At 51.3% G+C, this 16807-nt stretch carries 16 protein-coding genes; 9 read left to right on the forward strand and 7 right to left on the reverse strand.

Going from position 1 to position 16807, the window contains the following annotated elements:
• Positions 1–14: 14 nt before the first annotated feature.
• Together ACAW75_RS02930 and ACAW75_RS02935 are read right to left on the reverse strand one after the other, a co-directional pair.
• On the reverse strand, positions 15–1007 hold the full coding sequence (locus ACAW75_RS02930) for an MBL fold metallo-hydrolase (protein ID WP_370727176.1): 993 nt from the start codon (positions 1005–1007) through the stop codon (positions 15–17).
• Between the two features lie 69 nt (positions 1008–1076).
• A complete protein-coding gene (locus ACAW75_RS02935; protein ID WP_370727177.1) occupies positions 1077–2660 on the reverse strand; it encodes an FG-GAP repeat domain-containing protein in 1584 nt (527 codons plus the stop codon).
• A gap of 523 nt (positions 2661–3183) precedes the next feature.
• Here ACAW75_RS02935 and ACAW75_RS02940 point away from each other — a divergent pair.
• The 6 genes from ACAW75_RS02940 to ACAW75_RS02965 all read left to right on the forward strand — a co-directional run bounded on the left by ACAW75_RS02940 (position 3184) and on the right by ACAW75_RS02965 (position 10214).
• Positions 3184–4767, forward strand: coding sequence for an MFS transporter (locus tag ACAW75_RS02940; RefSeq protein WP_370727178.1), 1584 nt, complete (start codon positions 3184–3186; stop codon positions 4765–4767).
• Between the two features lie 29 nt (positions 4768–4796).
• The gene (locus ACAW75_RS02945; RefSeq protein WP_370727179.1) at positions 4797–5027 is read left to right on the forward strand and encodes a DUF6814 family protein; all 231 of its coding nucleotides are present in this window, start codon (positions 4797–4799) and stop codon (positions 5025–5027) included.
• 129 nt (positions 5028–5156) lie between these two features.
• A complete protein-coding gene (locus ACAW75_RS02950) occupies positions 5157–5324 on the forward strand; it encodes a hypothetical protein (protein ID WP_370727180.1) in 168 nt (55 codons plus the stop codon).
• A gap of 374 nt (positions 5325–5698) precedes the next feature.
• Positions 5699–7609 (forward strand): acetate--CoA ligase, encoded by a 1911-nt coding sequence (gene acs / locus ACAW75_RS02955; protein ID WP_370727181.1) that lies wholly within the window; start codon positions 5699–5701, stop codon positions 7607–7609.
• Between the two features lie 417 nt (positions 7610–8026).
• Complete coding sequence (locus tag ACAW75_RS02960) at positions 8027–9427, forward strand: PQQ-dependent sugar dehydrogenase (protein WP_370727182.1); 1401 nt, start codon at positions 8027–8029, stop codon at positions 9425–9427.
• A 139-nt stretch (positions 9428–9566) separates the two neighbouring features.
• Positions 9567–10214: a Pycsar system effector family protein gene (locus ACAW75_RS02965; protein WP_370727183.1), complete on the forward strand. Its 648-nt coding sequence runs from the start codon at positions 9567–9569 to the stop codon at positions 10212–10214.
• Here ACAW75_RS02965 and ACAW75_RS02970 read toward each other — a convergent pair.
• From ACAW75_RS02970 to ACAW75_RS02980, 3 genes are all read right to left on the reverse strand, one after another.
• Positions 10211–11335 carry a hypothetical protein gene (locus ACAW75_RS02970; protein ID WP_370727184.1) on the reverse strand — a complete coding sequence of 375 codons (1125 nt, stop codon included), beginning with the start codon at positions 11333–11335 and terminating at the stop codon, positions 10211–10213. The genes ACAW75_RS02965 and ACAW75_RS02970 overlap by 4 nt on opposite strands.
• A 10-nt stretch (positions 11336–11345) precedes the next feature.
• Positions 11346–12473, reverse strand: coding sequence for a hypothetical protein (locus tag ACAW75_RS02975; RefSeq protein WP_370727185.1), 1128 nt, complete (start codon positions 12471–12473; stop codon positions 11346–11348).
• Positions 12474–12952: 479 nt separating this feature from the next.
• The gene (locus ACAW75_RS02980) at positions 12953–13507 is read right to left on the reverse strand and encodes an RNA polymerase sigma factor (RefSeq protein ID WP_370727186.1); all 555 of its coding nucleotides are present in this window, start codon (positions 13505–13507) and stop codon (positions 12953–12955) included.
• Positions 13508–13763: 256 nt separating this feature from the next.
• On the opposite strand from ACAW75_RS02980, the gene coaE reads away from it, so the two are divergent.
• Positions 13764–14348 carry a dephospho-CoA kinase gene (coaE, locus tag ACAW75_RS02985; protein WP_370727187.1) on the forward strand — a complete coding sequence of 195 codons (585 nt, stop codon included), beginning with the start codon at positions 13764–13766 and terminating at the stop codon, positions 14346–14348.
• 7 nt (positions 14349–14355) lie between these two features.
• On the opposite strand, the gene ACAW75_RS02990 is transcribed toward coaE, so the two are convergent.
• Positions 14356–14982, reverse strand: a complete 627-nt coding sequence (locus ACAW75_RS02990) for a transposase (protein WP_370727188.1) — start codon at positions 14980–14982, stop codon at positions 14356–14358.
• A gap of 185 nt (positions 14983–15167) precedes the next feature.
• Positions 15168–16016 (reverse strand): prolipoprotein diacylglyceryl transferase, encoded by an 849-nt coding sequence (gene lgt, locus ACAW75_RS02995; RefSeq protein WP_370727189.1) that lies wholly within the window; start codon positions 16014–16016, stop codon positions 15168–15170.
• A 127-nt stretch (positions 16017–16143) separates the two neighbouring features.
• Here lgt and yidD point away from each other — a divergent pair, with 127 nt between their 5' ends.
• Both yidD and ACAW75_RS03005 read left to right on the forward strand, forming a co-directional pair.
• Complete coding sequence (gene yidD / locus ACAW75_RS03000) at positions 16144–16353, forward strand: membrane protein insertion efficiency factor YidD (protein ID WP_370727190.1); 210 nt, start codon at positions 16144–16146, stop codon at positions 16351–16353.
• Between the two features lie 62 nt (positions 16354–16415).
• Positions 16416–16796 carry a co-chaperone GroES gene (locus tag ACAW75_RS03005; RefSeq protein WP_370727191.1) on the forward strand — a complete coding sequence of 127 codons (381 nt, stop codon included), beginning with the start codon at positions 16416–16418 and terminating at the stop codon, positions 16794–16796.
• Positions 16797–16807: the final 11 nt, after the last annotated feature.

A 16807-nucleotide genomic window follows, 5' to 3' on the forward strand; every position in this document is an offset into this window, starting at 1 on the left:
CTACACTAAAAGCGCTAGCTACGCACAGAGCGGAATAGTCCCCAGAGGAACCCAACGGCGATACCAATGCCAATAGCCCGGGCGATGTTGTATGATGTCGGCGCTGGCATGGATAGAATGCCATTCTCATCGGTTTTGGCCGCTTCTTTAACGTATCTGCCTTCTGATGGAATAGAACGCTGGCGGAATTCGCTGACCAATCGGCCCAGCTCGAGTTGTAAATCCAATCCACGCATCGAGACCCCGTGCCCGGTGCCTACTTGAAGTGGATTGAGCAACGCTAATTTTTTAACTGACTCTTCAGCCGCTGCCCAATCGCAGGTGAAGTAAGCGGGTGGCCCGTGCACTTCTTCAGTTTGGTTGATAACCGAACTAAGCGAATTCTGATTGGTCGTCACGAAGGCATCGCCAGCCAGTAGCGTGCGGTCTCTATCCCGGAACAGGGAGATGTGACCCGGCGCGTGACCTGGTGTGTGAATAGCCCGCCAGTCAGGTAACTCATCAATTCTGCCGGAAGCTGGAATTTCTACGAGTGCTTCGCTGAAATCTTCCGGCCCGATCGGGAATATCCACGACATCACCGACATGCCACCTCCGCCAATGGCCGGGTCGGGTGGTGGGTAGCTGGATACACCCGTAAGATAGGGGCGTTCCAGCCGATGAGCGTAGACAGGTACGTTCTTCCAGTCAGCCAGGAGCGTATGCAACGTACCCACGTGGTCTGCATGCCCGTGGGTTAGAACTATGGACCTGGGGGGATTATTGGGCCCATACAACTGCTGTGCTCGCTGCCGAATGGCGTCGGCATAGCCATAAAAACCGGCATCAATCAGTGTCCACGGATTACCAATACCCGGCTCACCTATAAAATAGACGTTGACGAACAGCGTCTTGATGCCAAAAACATCGTCGGCAACGTCGTAGGGCGTTGAGCGCTCCGGAATGCTATAATCGGCCTCATCAACCGTAAACTGGATGTCAGAATTGGCTGTTGCTTGATTTTCCATAGTGTTATGTCGAATAATGACTACTTAACCTATAGAAATGAATCGTGTTCAATCTGGTGAGTCAACGTGTCAGTTCCGTGGCTTTGCTGGGTACGTTGCCGGGCGGGCAGGCTGTCGTTTTTGATTTTCCAGTACGAGTATTCCCTTGCCATCCCGATACCACTGTTGCAAAAGCGGACGGGGCGTTGCGGTAATAGCCCGGTAGAAAGAACCAAGCAGCAGGTCGTCGTCGCCATCCTGATCCACATCGGCCACCTCCATCACCAGCCAGTGGCCTTGCTCCGGGTGCGAAAACGTATGAGCTTTCACCCGAAAATTCCCCTGGTTCTCAAGGTAGACAAACGCTTCGACCGGCTGATGGTCGTAGTTTGGAAAGAACGAAACCGCCGCAATATCCAGGTCGCCATCCTGATCAAAATCGCGGGCAATGGCCTGAGTGGCTCCGAAAAGTGGATAAAACAGCGACTGAGTAAACGTAAACTGGCCATTGTTCAGAAAGACCCGAACGCCATGATAGGCTTTCAGCGAATAGGATTTATCGCCGTTGTCGCCATTGGTATACAGAATGTCCAGGTCTCCGTCTTTATCCATATCTACCAGATCAAAATAACTGGACCCATATACCGAGGGGAAGCGCAGCAGGGTTTCTTTCGTGAATCGTCCGCTGCCGTCATTGTAGTACACAGCAATCTGTTCGTCGCCCTGCGTCAGAAGGGCAACAATATCTGGTCGGCCATCCTGGTTGACATCCCGGATCAGTGCGCGCCGTGCGCCTGGGACCGGGTCGAGCACGTGCTGAAAATAGGTCCCTCCCCGTTTTTCGTACCAACTTAATTGACCTATGTAATTACCGAATTCACAAAGCACCACATCTTCCTGCCCATCCTGATTCAGGTCGGCATAGGCGGCTGCTACCGGTCGCCCCAGCGAATCAATTAAGGAGTTGCCAGTCGGTTTGGTTAAGCTGCCCGACTGGCCCGAAAGGCTCACATGCTGCCACTTGCCTTTCAACTGGTCGTTTGGCTCCATATTCCCAGCCGTTAATACGTCAATTGACCCATCGGGTCGCGACCGGACATCGGTTGGCGTTGACCCTACCGATATCGAGTCGAGCAATTGTAACTGGCTGTTCAGGCTATAAAGCTGTCCTTCGGCACTTCCGGCAAGAATACGGTGATGCAGTGCATCGTAACGGAGCATCGTGAGCGAGGCTTTCAGGCGCTTTGGCAACCTTCGCACGTTGAACAGTGGTAAACCAACGGCAACGGCGGGCTTGGCAACTGGCGGTACGGGTTCAGCGGGCGCATTGTCTGCATAGAACTGAAAAATCTTTTTCCAGTCATCGGGATGCAACACGGGTGTACCTGAAAAGACCCCCGACTGAATGACCCGGTTGATTTCCTGGGTATCTTCCAGCGACATGAACGGCGAAATCGAGTCGGCCATGAATCCGAGGCGCAGGGCCATCTGCGGAAGCACTTTATTTTTCCAGATTGATTTGGGCAGCAAGGCTGGTTCTGGATACAGATGGCAGCTACTGCAATAAGCAGTAGCCAGTTGCTGGCCAGTCAGGTTCGAAGCAGTAGCGGGTGCAGCCGGGGCGCTCGCAGCAGATGGGCGTGACTGGCAGGCCTGGAATAAACCTACAACCAATACTAAAAGGGCAATTGAACGGGAGCAAGGCATCATATATAGGAAAAAACTACTCGGATAGGGGAGTCGCTGGGCGGGTCAAAGCGGTCTGTCCTGGTTAAGTTGACCGATGATCGTTGTTTGATTTTACGCGAGAGTGAACAAAACTACCGCCAAAAGGCTGAATACGCAGATCGGTTTGAGGTGAAATACACAGTCATAGTAAAACGTGTGTGCCGGGCCTGTCTGTCGGTTATTGCCAGAGCGGCGGAACGAACGACAACGCTACTGCTGCGGCATGGCTCTACGGGCATAACCGACATTGATACCCTGTTATGTGTGGCCACCAGGTGAAGTTTACCGCCGGTAAATTCAAAATCGGGGCTGAGTATGAATCCACCGCTGCTGCCTTCGGTACATCGACAGCCGATTCGAAGGGGCTCAATACGGAAACAATCGTCACCTCACGATTAGTATGGCTTACCGTCTTCGCATACTAACTGCCTTTCCCACTAACTAACCGTCTTTCCCTTTACATTTTCGCATGGTAACTGAAACATCCTCTGTCAAAGCGTCAAGCACCAGGTCGCTCATCAGCGTGATCGGCGCCTCGTCGGTTGGCACGCTGATCGAGTGGTACGACTTTTACATCTTCGGATCACTGGCGGTGATACTGGCCACCAAGTTCTTTCCCGAAGGCAACCCAACCGCCGCCTTCCTGTCTACACTCGCTACGTTTGCCGCGGGGTTCGTAGTCCGTCCGTTTGGGGCCTTGTTCTTCGGGCGGCTGGGTGATCTTATTGGCCGTAAATACACGTTCATGGTGACGCTGATGCTCATGGGCGGTGCAACGTTCCTGATCGGCCTTGTTCCTGCCTATGAAACGATCGGATTCTGGGCACCGCTGCTGGTGCTGATCCTGCGCCTTTTACAGGGCCTGGCACTCGGTGGCGAATATGGCGGTGCCGCAACCTATGTGGCCGAGCACTCACCATCGGACAAGCGCGGCTTCTGGACGTCATGGATTCAGACGACGGCCACGATTGGTCTCTTTGTCTCGCTGATCGTTATCCTGATCACGCGTCAATCACTGTCAAAAGAAGCCTTTGATGACTGGGGCTGGCGTGTGCCGTTCCTGGTGTCGATCGTGATGGTGTTTATCTCCTACATCATTCGGAAAAACATGAGCGAATCGCCCCTGTTTGCGAAAGTAAAAGCGGAAGGTAAGGCATCGACAAACCCATTAAAAGAGAGCTTCGGCAACAAATACAACTTCAAGTTTGTGCTGCTGGCTTTGTTTGGGGCCACTATGGGACAGGGGGTGGTGTGGTACACGGGTCAGTTCTACGCCATGAATTTTATCAAAACGGTCTGTAATGTCGATGCCCTGCAATCCGATGAACTGATGGCCGTTGCCCTGCTGATGGGTACGCCGTTTTTCGTGCTTTTCGGCTGGCTTTCTGATCGTATCGGGCGCAAAGGCATCATGATGGCGGGTATGCTGATCGCGATCTTGTCATACCGGGCCATCTACGAAAAGATGTACCAGACAACCAACCTTAACGTAAAACTTGAGGTAGCCGGCAGGATGACCTCTGCGGAGAAAACGGTGGCCGACCCAAAAGTGGCAGGTGGACAGATCAAGACGCTTACCGTGACGAAAGAGTATACCGACGGTACGAAACTGACAGAGGTAACCAAAACGAAAATTGCTGCTGACCCTGCTGCTGACCCTGCCAAACCTGAAACAAAGAAGACGGTGATTATCAACGATACAGACCGTTGGTCGCTGATCTGGCTGGTGTTCGTTCAGGTTATTTTCGTGACCATGGTGTATGGGCCTATTGCTGCCTTCCTGGTCGAGATGTTCCCGACCAAGATTCGTTATACGTCGATGTCATTGCCTTACCACATTGGTAATGGCGTATTTGGGGGCCTGTTGCCTGCGGTGGCAACGTACCTGGCTACAGGGGCCAAAGAAGCCAATGTGGCAGCCGAAAAGGCAGGAGGTGTGTTGCCTTATGCGGCTCCTTACCTGGAAGGTCTTTGGTATCCAATCATTATCGCGGCAGTCAGCCTCGCGATCGGGCTCGTGTACATCAACAGTTCACGCCGGGTCATCGATTAACACTATGCCTGGCTATCAATCTTAAACGTATGACCACTATGGACGCACTTCGGCGTTATTTAGGCATTGTCTGGTTGGCCTTAGCTGCGCTATGCGCTTACTACGGCGTCCTGTTTTTCGGCCTGCCCAAGCTGGCCTCGGGTAAATCAGACGATCTCGTTTTCGGCATTATCATCCTTTTTGTTCTGTTGCCCCTTATTGTCGGGGGGCTGGTCTGCTTCGGGCTCTATGCGCTGCAGGGCGAGTACAACGAAGAGTGATCAGTAGGTAGGATCGGGGCTGGTGGGCCGTAGCGGGTCCGCCCTTTTTTAGTCCCACCGGCTCCTGACATCTAATGAGAACCACGCGCTCAGCACTTAGCAGAGGTTGCTCTTTTAGTGAATGTACCGATGCGGCCAGTTGCTGACCGGCCACTCCTGGTTGGCGGGAGTCCGGTGCTGTTTGTTGACGTACTGTCTCTCCGGGCCGACGACCGAAGCGCAGGGCCGGTAGCCGCAAAGGGCATGCCGCTTGGGTCCATGTTCCCCGGCTCAAGTAGCATGGCCCTGATCGGGTAGCTCCCGTTGCGGCACATGATCAGATGGCGAGTCAATAACCACTGGCCTCGCTATAGATGATCCGGCCATTATTGACACGATCAAAACCATCTTTACCGACCTGCCAATCAACTTTTGCTTCGGCAGGTGGGTGAAGTTTTCTGCTCAGCCCACGCTGTTTACGGGCAACGCTGGTGAGAGCGAAGCCGCCGCCAGCCGGCTGCATTGTACATCTCTGACAGGCTGCTGATTGCCAGGAAGTGGCCGGGTCGTAACCAGCAGATGAGGGATGAACTCAAGAATTGCCTATACCGATAAAGCAAGTTTGATAGGATCGATTAAAAGTAAAGTCGGCCGATGCTTGTACTTTTAAACCCATTAATCATCCATTACCCATGCGTATCCAAACCTACGATCAATACCAGTCCGCTTACCAGAAAAGCGTTGAAGACCCCGAAGCTTTTTGGGCAGAGATTGCTCAGGAGTTTCAATGGCGTAAGCCGTGGACGAAAACCCTTCAGTGGAATTTCGAGGAGCCTACTATAAAGTGGTTCGTTGGTGGTAAGCTGAATATCACTGAAAACTGCCTTGACCGGCACCTGGCCACTCGCGGTGATCAGCCTGCGCTGATCTGGGAGCCCAACGACCCGGCCGAAACCGGTGTGACACTGACCTATCGAATGCTTCACGAGCAGGTCTGCCGGATGGCAAACGTGCTGAAACGTAATGGCGTGGTGAAAGGAGATCGTGTCTGTATCTACATGCCTATGGTGCCAGAGCTCGCCATTGCCGTGCTGGCCTGTGCCCGCATTGGCGCGGTACATTCAGTCGTTTTCGGGGGTTTTTCGGCCCAGAGTATTGCCGACCGGATCAATGACGCCCAGTGTAAACTGATCATCACGGCCGATGGATCGTATCGCGGCAACAAAGAAATTTCGCTGAAAGGGACCGTTGACGATGCCCTGATCGGTTGCCCAACGGTGGAGCGTGTGATCGTGATGACACGTACCCGGACGCCGGTGGCTATGCTGAAAGGCCGCGATGTGTGGATGGAGCAGGAGCTAAAGCAGGTCACCTCAGACTGCCCCGCCGTAGAGATGGACGCCGAAGATATGCTCTTCATTCTGTACACATCGGGCAGTACGGGTAAGCCTAAAGGTGTAGTACATACCTGCGGTGGTTATATGGTGTATACGGCCTACACCTTTCAGAATGTATTTCAGTATGACGCCCCGCCTGGCGAACGGGCCCCTGTTCACTTCTGTACGGCCGATATTGGCTGGATAACCGGCCATAGCTACATTGTCTATGGGCCATTGGCCTGCGGTGCCACAACCCTGCTATTCGAAGGCGTACCCACCTGGCCCGACGCTGGCCGGATGTGGGATGTTGTTGATAAACATCAGGTTGATGTATTATACACAGCCCCGACGGCCATTCGGTCTTTAATGGGGTTTGGCCTGGACCCGGTGAAAGATAAAGACCTGAGCAGCCTGAAGGTACTGGGGTCAGTTGGCGAACCCATCAACGAAGAAGCCTGGCATTGGTACGACGATAATATCGGGAAAAACCGCTGTCCGATCGTCGATACCTGGTGGCAGACCGAAACGGGTGGTATCCTGATTTCACCGCTGGCGGGTATCACCAAAACTAAACCATCTTATGCTACCCTGCCGCTGCCGGGCGTGCAGCCGATTCTGGTCGATGAAGCCGGCAAAGAAATAGTGGGCAACGGCGTAAGTGGTAATCTCTGTATCAAGTTTCCCTGGCCGGGTATTATCCGGACGACCTACGGTGATCACGAAAGGTGCCGACAAACGTACTTTGCTACCTACCCCGGGCTCTATTTCACCGGCGACGGTTGCCTGCGCGATGAAGATGGGTATTATCGAATTACGGGCCGTGTCGATGATGTCCTGAACGTATCGGGACACCGCATCGGAACGGCCGAAGTAGAGAATGCCATCAACATGCACACCGGTGTTGTTGAGAGCGCCGTGGTTGGGTATCCGCACGACATTAAAGGACAGGGTATCTACGCGTACATCATTGCCGATCAGTTCCCCGCCGAGCATGATGCCGACCTGACCAAGCGTGATATTCTGGCCACTGTAAGCCGGGTTATCGGGCCGATTGCCAAGCCCGACAAAATCCAGTTTGTATCGGGCCTGCCCAAAACGCGTTCCGGTAAGATCATGCGTCGGATACTACGAAAGATTGCTGAAGGCGACACCTCGAATCTGGGTGACACCACTACACTGCTCGATCCAGCCGTGGTGGACGATATTAAAGCTGGAGCCATATAAGCTGAAGCTGTTTGCCGGCAAAAAGGGCACTCTGTACAGGGTGCTCTTTTTTATATAAATCAATTGAGTAGCGGATGTACTACAAGCCAGTAGGCAGCGTCACTGTCTTGAGCCAACAGGTCCGAACGGGCTCTGGGTACGTTAGCCTCTCCTCGAAAATCGCTGGTTTCGAAACGCAGGATGACCAGCCCTGCTCATACGTTTCGACCATCTGTCCGACTCACAAATACCATGACTGGCCGGGAACTGTGGCACTGATGGAGCATGGAGCAGTGTGGTAACGTAGTGAGCAGTATACGGTTTTTAAGTGCAGTAACGTGAGTCGAGACACTGGCAAAAAGGATACTTCTAAGGCTACCGGGATTTATCAGTAGAAATGATTTGGTCAATTTGTTTTAGGCTAAATTCACTGCAACTATGTTCAAATTTACGATCGGCGTCACTTTTGCCGTTGTTTTCTGCCTGAGCAGTTTCCTGCCCAAACCACAGCGAGTGGCCAGAACGGCCCGGGAGAACTACCAACAATATTGTTCTTCCTGCCACGGCGAGAAAGTAGAAGCCTTTGTCGACCGCAACTGGAAACATGGTAAAGCGAAGGGAGAACTGGTGAAAAGCATCGCTGGTGGATATCCTGACTTAGGAATGCCCACCTGGCGTGCGGTTCTGTCGCAGAAAGAGATTGACGACATGGCTGACCTTATCCTGGAAAGCCTGAAAAACGTAGACCAGTATAAATTTGCCAGCAAGCCCACCTCGAATGTATTTTCATCTGATGGGATGACCGTTAAGCTAGACACCATTGCGAGTGGTCTGAACTCGCCCTGGGGGTTAGCGTTTCTGCCGGGCGGAGAGAGGCTGATTACTGACCGGTCGGGCGAGGTGTATCGAGTAGACAAACGCAACCGCAAAACCAACTTGACGGGCGGGCCAACGGTATTGGTTGAAGGGCAGGGTGGCTTACTCGACATTGAAGTACATCCTGACTTTTCCACTAACCAGCTGGTGTATCTGTCTTATTCAGCCTCAAAACAGGAAGGCGCCGAGAAACTATCAACAACGGCCGTTATGCGGGCTAAGCTGGTTGGTGATGCGCTCACCGACCAGAAAGTGATTTTTGAAGCGTTGCCCTATTCAAAAACGCGGCATCACTACGGGTCGCGGCTTGCCTTTGATAAGCAGGGCTACCTCTACATTTCGGTCGGGGATAGAGGCAACGAAAAAGAAAACCCGCAGTCACTGGACAGGGCTCCCGGAAAAATTCATCGCCTGCACGATGATGGACGTATTCCGGCCGATAACCCCTTTGTGGCTGGCAGTCAGGTACGTTCGTCGGTGTATTCGTATGGGCATCGTAACCCGCAAGGCATGGCGCTTCACCCCACAACCGGGCAAATCTGGGCAAATGAACACGGACCGCGGGGCGGTGATGAAGTGAATATCATCCGAAAAGCAGCCAATTATGGCTGGCCAGTCATCTGCTACGGCATTAACTATGACGGCAAGCCAATCACAAATTTATCGGCGAAAGAAGGCATGGAACAACCGCTGACGTATTGGCTTCCTTCGATCGCACCTAGCGGAATGGCCTTTGTGGTCGGTTCAACCTATCCGGGCTGGAAGAATAACGTCATGATTGGTTCGCTTCGTTTTCAATACCTGAACCGATGTGTACTGGACGGAGACAAGATTGTCAGACAGGAAACTATCCTGAAGAATATTGGCCGACTGCGTAACGTCGACATGGGCCCCGATGGTTATCTCTATGTTTCTGTTGAAGACCCTGGGTACGTCTTTCGATTGCTGCCAGTTAATCAATAATAAAGCGAGCCGGGCAAGTTGTCCGGCTTTTTTTGTCCAGTGAATTTAACCGTACATCCAGCATCAACTTCCGCTTGTACCACTGCATACTGCAACCCACAGGGCGTTTTTGCTATCTTTGAGTCAAAGCCCCGCGTTTATGAATCCGATCGACACTACGCTGCCAACCGACCAATCGACCATCCTGCACCCGGTTGACGAAGCAGCCGAGAAGAAGGCCAAGAAAGAAAAGAAAAAGAAAAAAAAAGCCAGCAAGGGGGTAGAAACCATGTTCCGAACCACGCTGGCCAATCATCTTCGTTTGAGTGAAATGGCTGATCGGAAGGCCAACCTGATGATTTCGATCAATGCCATCCTGATTTCGATCACCATGTCGTCCTTTCTGAAACCGGTAACCGGAATGGAACGGCTGCTGATCCCCGAAATTCTCCTGCTGATCGTTTCTCTGATTACGGTAGTGATTTCCATCTTTGCCACTAAACCGACCTACTCACTCAAGAAGAAAATGGCGCCCGATGCCATTGATGACCCGGCGAGCAAACGGCCTGTTGATCTCTTGTTTTTTGGTGACTATACCCAGTTAACGGCCGCTGAATACCGCCAGCAGGTGCGTGACCTGATTGGTGATGACAAACGGCTGTATAATAGCCTGATCGACAATATTTATGCCCAGGGCCGGGTACTGGTGAAAAAATACCGGTTGTTGACCATTGCCTACAGCTTTTTTATGATTGGCTTTTCGGTAGTAGTGGTCTCCTGCGTAATGGTGCTGCTGTTGAATCGCTAGCGACTCAGGCCTTTTATCTGCACGCCTCGCCCAGTCGGGTCCTGAAATACCTCCCGCGCTCTTTTTGAATCATTGATGATCGCATAAAAATCGTCGAAGTAAGCGAGTGTTTGCTTCACGTACCCACGGTTCACCCGCTTTTCATTTTCATAGAGTGCATAGAACTGCGGCTTCAGTGCATTGAAACGACTGATCACCTGATTCAAGACCGAGGCTGGATAGATAGGGCCACGATAAAGTCGCTCTTTAACGGACGTGATACTCAGTTGTTCTGCCGGTTTGGCATAAGGCGCCCCTACAAGGCCTGAATGATCAAAATCGTAGGGTACAGGCATTGGTCTGGTGCGGGTCGAATCCAGCACAAGCCGCATATTATGCTGATACACGACCGACCAGTCTGTGTTACCTATCATGTACTCGAAAATAGCCATCGTGGCTGTCACCAGCGTATCGCAATGCTCAGCCCGGTACCGGCTTTTATAGACGCGTGCGTGGTTGCGTTTCGCCATGTCGCCATCATCTTCCAGCAAAATTCCCCATCGGGTGATCGATGACTGCTTTTTGGCTGAGTCGGCGTAGGTGATCTGCGCCAGACGAGCCTTGAAACTCATATCTGTCAGTAGGTTATACAGCTTATACACCAGGTATTCATTGACCACCATCGACTCATCGTTGCAGTGCGTGACGAGTTTAAGCGAGGCCTGTTTGGCAAATGGCGTTCCTTTCCGGATTTGCTTCGGCAGGGTCAGATAGAGTGGGGGAAACGTGCAGTTTGCCGAACTACGTCGGAAATGGCCACGTACCTGTACTTTAACTGGCAGATTGGCCACTCCGCCCGAGTCAGCAGTAACCGTTAGCAGGGCCGGATGAATAAGTCCTTTTTCATCCGCTTTGGGCGGAATCCGGTCGCGGAGGATTGGCTGCATCCGGGCGGCGAGCGTCAATGACAGGACCTGGTCTGTAACAAAAAGTGGTTTCACCGAAACCGGCTTTTTGGTTTTAAGCTTCTTGGCCGTCACTTTATTAGTTGAATCGGTCTGGGCAGAAACAGCAGCCGGGAGCAGCAGCAGGCTAGCCATGACCAGACCGACACTGACAACCAAGGGTAATTTATAGCGCATGGCGGTGCATTTACGGCTTAAAGCTACTGAAAAGAATACCGTTGGTATCACCGTTGAAAAAATGACTTCGCACGGCTACCGGATCGTTTATCAGCGAATAAAAGGCATCCAGAAACCGGATTGTCTGTTTCACATAGCCTCTGTTTAACCGTTTGTCCGTTTCATAGATGGCATAAAACTGAGGCTTTAACTGGTTGAACTCCGTAAAGATTTTTTTCAGTAGCCAACCCGGATACAGCGGTCCGCGGTACTGGCGATCGGGTATGCCGGTGGTATTGTCTGGTTCAAGCGCGTGTGCATAAGGGGCATCAACCAGGGCGGCATGATCAAAATCGTAGGGAACAACAGCCGGCTTGGAGTGACCTGTGCCTGTGACCAGTCGGATGTTATGGCGGTAAGGGACTGACCAGTCAATATTGCCGATCATGAACTCGAACACGGCCAGCCTGGCCATCGAGAGCGAATCGGCCGCTCCCGATTCAACCCCTTTTTTGTATTCAGTCAGCCGGTTACGTTTCGCCATGTCGTCTTCATCTTCGATCAGAAAGCCCCAGCGGGTTTCGGTCTGCCGTTTTCGCAACGAGTCTACGTAACTAACGCGCGCCAGACGGGCTCGAAAACTCAAGTCGGTCAGTAAATTATATAGTTTGTATATCAGGTATTCACGTACAACATAATCCTCTGCCTGACAGTGTGTTACGAGCTTTAATTTATTCTGTTTTGCAAAGAGAGTGCCTTTTGTCTTTTTTTTGACGAAGTCCAGGTAAAGCGGGGGGAAATCACAGTTGTTGGCGTTCCGGCGAAAGTTGCCCCGAACGACCAGTGTAAGCGGAAGTGTAACGGTGTCGGCTTTAGACATGTCCAGATAGAGAAGTTGGGCCGGGTGCTTGACCGCTAATGAATCGGCTTTGGGTTTTGTCCGATCACGCACAATGGATTGCATTCTGGCCTTGATGGTGAATGTGATCGGATCTTCCCGGACAAATAGGTCGGTTGTTTTCCCCGTTTTTCCACCTCCGCTCAAACTATCAGTTGCTGCTGGGGCAGAGGAGACACTGCCTGGCTGCGCCAGTGTGGTATACGGATACGCAAGCAGCCAAATGAGTAGTAAGCTAGAAAGGGCAGACAGCTTCATCATGGCTAAATGTACTAAACAAGCTATTCAGGTTAACCAACAGCATGTAAAAGGAAACTATTTTTCTGGTGGCGGGGAACTCGTCACCTGGTTGAATCAGGCGTTGCTTGCCTTTACTGAGTGGTTTAGTGCCCTGACCTGATCGTGTGTCTTAGAAGAATACAGCCCAACGGTAAATGCCCCGGAAAAGAAACCTAAACGCTACCGAGCGATTGTATCGATGGCTGTGGACGTATCAGGATGAGTGATCATTTCTTCGATTAAGGGATTAATGAAGTAGATCGAGGCCGTTGACCAGGCTTGGAGAGGGGCAGCAGGCGTGCACAGGCTGTGCGGGGCTCTGGTAACAGGCTAAAGGGAGCGTCAGGTACGTGGCACCTGGGCGAGGTATCGTTCACTCATTTTACCTCGGGATGATCTGTGAAGGAGGCTTGTGCCGACAGGCACACAACACAAATCATGGAGGTACGACGTTCTTTTACTCAGATATTCAGGCGGTACGTGTACTGGTCGCGTATTTTGTCGCGGGTACGTTTGAGTCTCATTTTAACGGCGCTGTCTTTAAGATTATACCGTTTCGCAATCTCTTTGATGTCAAGATCATGCTCGTATTTCAATCGGAGCAACTTCACTTCCTCATTCGTAATGGATTGAATGGCTAGTGTCAGTGTTTGAAGTTGTTCCTCATGTTGCTCAGTCTCTGATTCATCGGCAATCGAGTGAACCATCTCTTCATCGATAGTTACTGTAGAGAGCCTGTTGCTTTGCCTGATCTGATCCATACAATAGTTGTAGGATATGGAATACAGCCAGGTCGAAAAGGTAGAACGTTCTTTAAAATTCGTGAGGTTTGCGTGAACTCTGATGAAAATGTCGTGCGTGTAATCTTCAGCTTTTGCGCTGCATTTAGTGAGCGAGTAACATCGTCGGAAGACTTTGTTCGCATACCGTTGGTAGAGCGTTTCAAAGTATTTGTTCTTGTGTGTCGACAGGTACAGGCGTATCAAGTCTTCATCTTTGTTGACTGAGGCTGTCATAATCACATAGTAGAATGAGTTAAGTTGGTGAAAGTACGAAGTAAACCACTGGAAACATTGGTCGAAAGCGTCAGGGTCAGATTATGTGCTAATGGGATTGATATTAATTAAAAGGTGCCATTCCGGTTTTTCCTTTCTAAATATTGACCAAAAATGGCTGTAAATCAAATTATAAGTATGAGATAGGTGATTTTTAGGCAATTATTCCTACCAATGAGTTAGAATTGATTTAAAGACAGTTGATACAATTGACTAGATGAAGAAAATAGGCATCACTGGTGGTATAGGTTCTGGCAAGAGTATTGTCTGTCACCTTTTTAAGCTCTTTGGTATTCCCGTCTACGAGGCAGATGCGCGGGCTAAATGGTTAACCCAGCACGATCCGATCCTGAAAGCCGATATTACTCGGTTACTTGGGCCCGAAGCGTATGATCAATCAGGCAACTATAATCGTGCATTTGTGGCGAGTCAGGTGTTCGATCAGCCTGAACGGTTACAGGCGCTTAACGCGCTGATTCATCCACGGGTCTTCGCCGACACCGATCGGTGGGTTAAGAACCAGCAGGCTCCTTATGTCATCAAAGAGGCGGCATTGATGCGGGCGGCGGGCGACCACAATGACCTGGATACGGTGGTGGTCGTCACGGCGCCACTTGCCTTACGTATTGACCGGATCAGGCAGCGGGACCCACAACGCAGCGAGTCAGAGATCAGAGCGATTATTGCCCGGCAGATCAGCGACGAGGCGCGGTTGAAGCTAGCCAACTACACCCTGGATAACAGCGAGACAGAATTGCTCATCCCGCAGGTTATTCGGCTGCATGAGCAATTCTGTCGGTAATCGGGGCTTATTTCATGTCGCCCAGTTTCTCCAGGTCAATATCGTCGAGCGCCGCTTTTAGTTTGTCCATGCTCACGCCATTACCTTTTGCCGTAACGATAAACCGGTTCTTAACCATCACGGCTATTTCGCCTGACTTGCTGGCGTTGTCGTATTTTTCGTAAGCCTTGTTGTCGCCAATTTTTGTTGTTTTCTCGTAGCCCGATTCTGTTTCTTTATCCATGTCGAGCATTGACCAGGCGGCCATACCCATTATGGCTCCTGAGCCTCCCGTGTCAACAATGGCCAGCTCGATATGCTCAGAATTGTCTGCATTTTCGTACCGGCCCGTTGCTGTTGACAATGTAAATCCAGCCATCCCGTTTTTCTCGCCATTGGCGCTCTTCCGGGGCGTTCCATCGGCATCGGCAGGTAATAAGTCTTTCAATTTCCGAAAGTCGACGGTTTCAACCGGTCCGTTCTTCTGGGTTTCTTCCGCTTGTTTGGCCATTTCCTGAACGGCATTCAGCGCACCACCCATTGAAACAGAGGCCTCATCCTTTTTCTCGTCACTGCTTCCGCAACTGGCGCAAATAAACACGAAACAAAAGGAGGTCGCGCAGAAGAACAGCCTGAGATGTGTTTGGTTAATCATAAAGATTTAGGTTTAACTAGTCAGAAAATCAGTTCGTTGGCCAATGTACATTGCTCCTCTGAATTTAACGGCCATGATTTGAGTAAGCGTAACGAACGGATACCTGCCCGGCGCCAATGGCATAAAAAAAACGGACCGGTATAAACCAGGTCCGTTTTTCATGTCACGCCAAACCTAGCTACGAATCAGGTAGATGGTACTGGTGTCTGACGACTTTTTACGACGAAATAAATGCCTACCAGTACGGCGGGAATACTTAAAATCTGCCCCATATTCAACGGCAGCGTGTTTTCGAAGGCCACCTGGTTCTCTTTCAGGTACTCGTAGAAGAACCGAAGTCCGAAGACCCAGATCAGGAAAATGCCGAGGAACAGACCCCGCGGGGTTTTTTCCTTCATTCGATTCCAGAGCGCAAACAGGATAAAGAACAGGGCCAGACAAGACAGCGACTCATATAACTGCGCCGGATGGCGGGGTACACCTACCGGATACTCATTGTTGTACTTAAAGATGAACCCCCAGGGTACGGTTGTCGGGAGGCCGACGATCTCGTGGTTCATCAGGTTACCCATTCGGATACAGGCCCCGGCGAGCGCTACCACGATAACGATGCGGTCGGTTGTCCAGAGGAACGTTTGCCCGGTCAGCCGACTCGATTGACGACGCGAATACAACCAAAGGGCCGTTAAGATGCCGATGGTGGCACCGTGGCTGGCCAACCCCCGGTAGGGTGGCAGAATCACCTCCAGCGGATTACGAAAGAGCACTTCGGGTTCATAGAAGAGGTAATGACCAATACGGGCGCCAAGCACCGTAGAAACGACCATGAAGATGAGCAGGGCGTCGAGATCTTCCTGCGGTTTACGCTCTTTCCGGAAGATGTGGGTCATGATCTGCATGCCGATCAGGAAACCAGCGGCGAACAGTAGCCCGTACCAGCGAATTTCAAAAGGACCAAAATTGATACCAAAAAGCGTAAACGCATCGACGGCGAAGAGGACCGGATCAGCGTCCCAGAGGATATAAGAAAGCATTCGTGTGAGAAGTGAGGAATCTAACGGGCTTTTTATTGTTAAGATGGCAAAGATAGACAGATTTCAATCCATCAGGCGGTGGAATCCCGCCAGGTGGTCGGCTATCTGGTCTAATCTGCCACTTAACATGAAGTATCTACTTATTGGTCTGGTGCGGTTCTATCAGGGGGCGGTCTCTCCCTATTTTCCGAATGCATGCCGCCATACGCCTACCTGTTCGCAGTATATGATCGAGGCCATCCAGAAACACGGGGCAATGCAGGGCGGTTGGCTTGGCCTGAAACGACTTGGGCGTTGTCATCCCTGGGGTACCCATGGCTATGATCCTGTTCCATAAATTAACTACGCAGCACCCGGAGCTGACTAAGAAGCTGGCGACCGACAGCAAAAAACACGAGTATGTTGAACATCACACCTGATAACAAATTGACCCGCTTATTCGTGGTTGGAGACAGGGTTTTGGTGAAACCAAAATCGCCAAGCGACCGTACATCATCTGGCCTGTATCTGCCACCAACTGTCCAGGAAAAAGAGCAGGTACAGTCTGGGTACGTTGTTAAAGTCGGACCCGGCTACCCAATTCCTGCCGCTGCGGAAGAGGAGCCCTGGAAAGAAACAGAGGAGCGTATCAAGTATATGCCCTTACAAGCGCAGGAAGGCGATTTAGCCATCTACCTTCAGCGAAACGCCATTGAGCTTGATTATGAAGGCGTTGCGTATGTCATTGTTCCGCAATCATCGATATTGCTCCTTGAGCGGTCAGAAAATTTATTTGACTAGGTTGTTGAGCC

Origin of the sequence: Fibrella arboris, assembly GCF_041321095.1 — a bacterium.
GTDB classification, from domain to species: domain Bacteria; phylum Bacteroidota; class Bacteroidia; order Cytophagales; family Spirosomataceae; genus Fibrella; species Fibrella arboris.

What these genes read in the sequence shown, in the direction of transcription:
- ACAW75_RS02930 (WP_370727176.1), bottom strand. Translation starts at nt 1,007, where the DNA reads ATGGAAAATCAAGCAACAGCCAATTCTGACATCCAGTTTACGGTTGAT.
- ACAW75_RS02940 (WP_370727178.1), top strand. Translation starts at nt 3,184, where the DNA reads ATGGTAACTGAAACATCCTCTGTCAAAGCGTCAAGCACCAGGTCGCTC.
- ACAW75_RS02945 (WP_370727179.1), top strand. Translation starts at nt 4,797, where the DNA reads ATGACCACTATGGACGCACTTCGGCGTTATTTAGGCATTGTCTGGTTG.
- ACAW75_RS02950 (WP_370727180.1), top strand. Translation starts at nt 5,157, where the DNA reads ATGCGGCCAGTTGCTGACCGGCCACTCCTGGTTGGCGGGAGTCCGGTG.
- acs (WP_370727181.1), top strand. Translation starts at nt 5,699, where the DNA reads ATGCGTATCCAAACCTACGATCAATACCAGTCCGCTTACCAGAAAAGC.
- ACAW75_RS02960 (WP_370727182.1), top strand. Translation starts at nt 8,027, where the DNA reads ATGTTCAAATTTACGATCGGCGTCACTTTTGCCGTTGTTTTCTGCCTG.
- ACAW75_RS02965 (WP_370727183.1), top strand. Translation starts at nt 9,567, where the DNA reads ATGAATCCGATCGACACTACGCTGCCAACCGACCAATCGACCATCCTG.
- ACAW75_RS02970 (WP_370727184.1), bottom strand. Translation starts at nt 11,335, where the DNA reads ATGCGCTATAAATTACCCTTGGTTGTCAGTGTCGGTCTGGTCATGGCT.
- ACAW75_RS02975 (WP_370727185.1), bottom strand. Translation starts at nt 12,473, where the DNA reads ATGATGAAGCTGTCTGCCCTTTCTAGCTTACTACTCATTTGGCTGCTT.
- ACAW75_RS02980 (WP_370727186.1), bottom strand. Translation starts at nt 13,507, where the DNA reads ATGACAGCCTCAGTCAACAAAGATGAAGACTTGATACGCCTGTACCTG.
- coaE (WP_370727187.1), top strand. Translation starts at nt 13,764, where the DNA reads ATGAAGAAAATAGGCATCACTGGTGGTATAGGTTCTGGCAAGAGTATT.
- ACAW75_RS02990 (WP_370727188.1), bottom strand. Translation starts at nt 14,982, where the DNA reads ATGATTAACCAAACACATCTCAGGCTGTTCTTCTGCGCGACCTCCTTT.
- lgt (WP_370727189.1), bottom strand. Translation starts at nt 16,016, where the DNA reads ATGCTTTCTTATATCCTCTGGGACGCTGATCCGGTCCTCTTCGCCGTC.
- yidD (WP_370727190.1), top strand. Translation starts at nt 16,144, where the DNA reads ATGAAGTATCTACTTATTGGTCTGGTGCGGTTCTATCAGGGGGCGGTC.
- ACAW75_RS03005 (WP_370727191.1), top strand. Translation starts at nt 16,416, where the DNA reads ATGTTGAACATCACACCTGATAACAAATTGACCCGCTTATTCGTGGTT.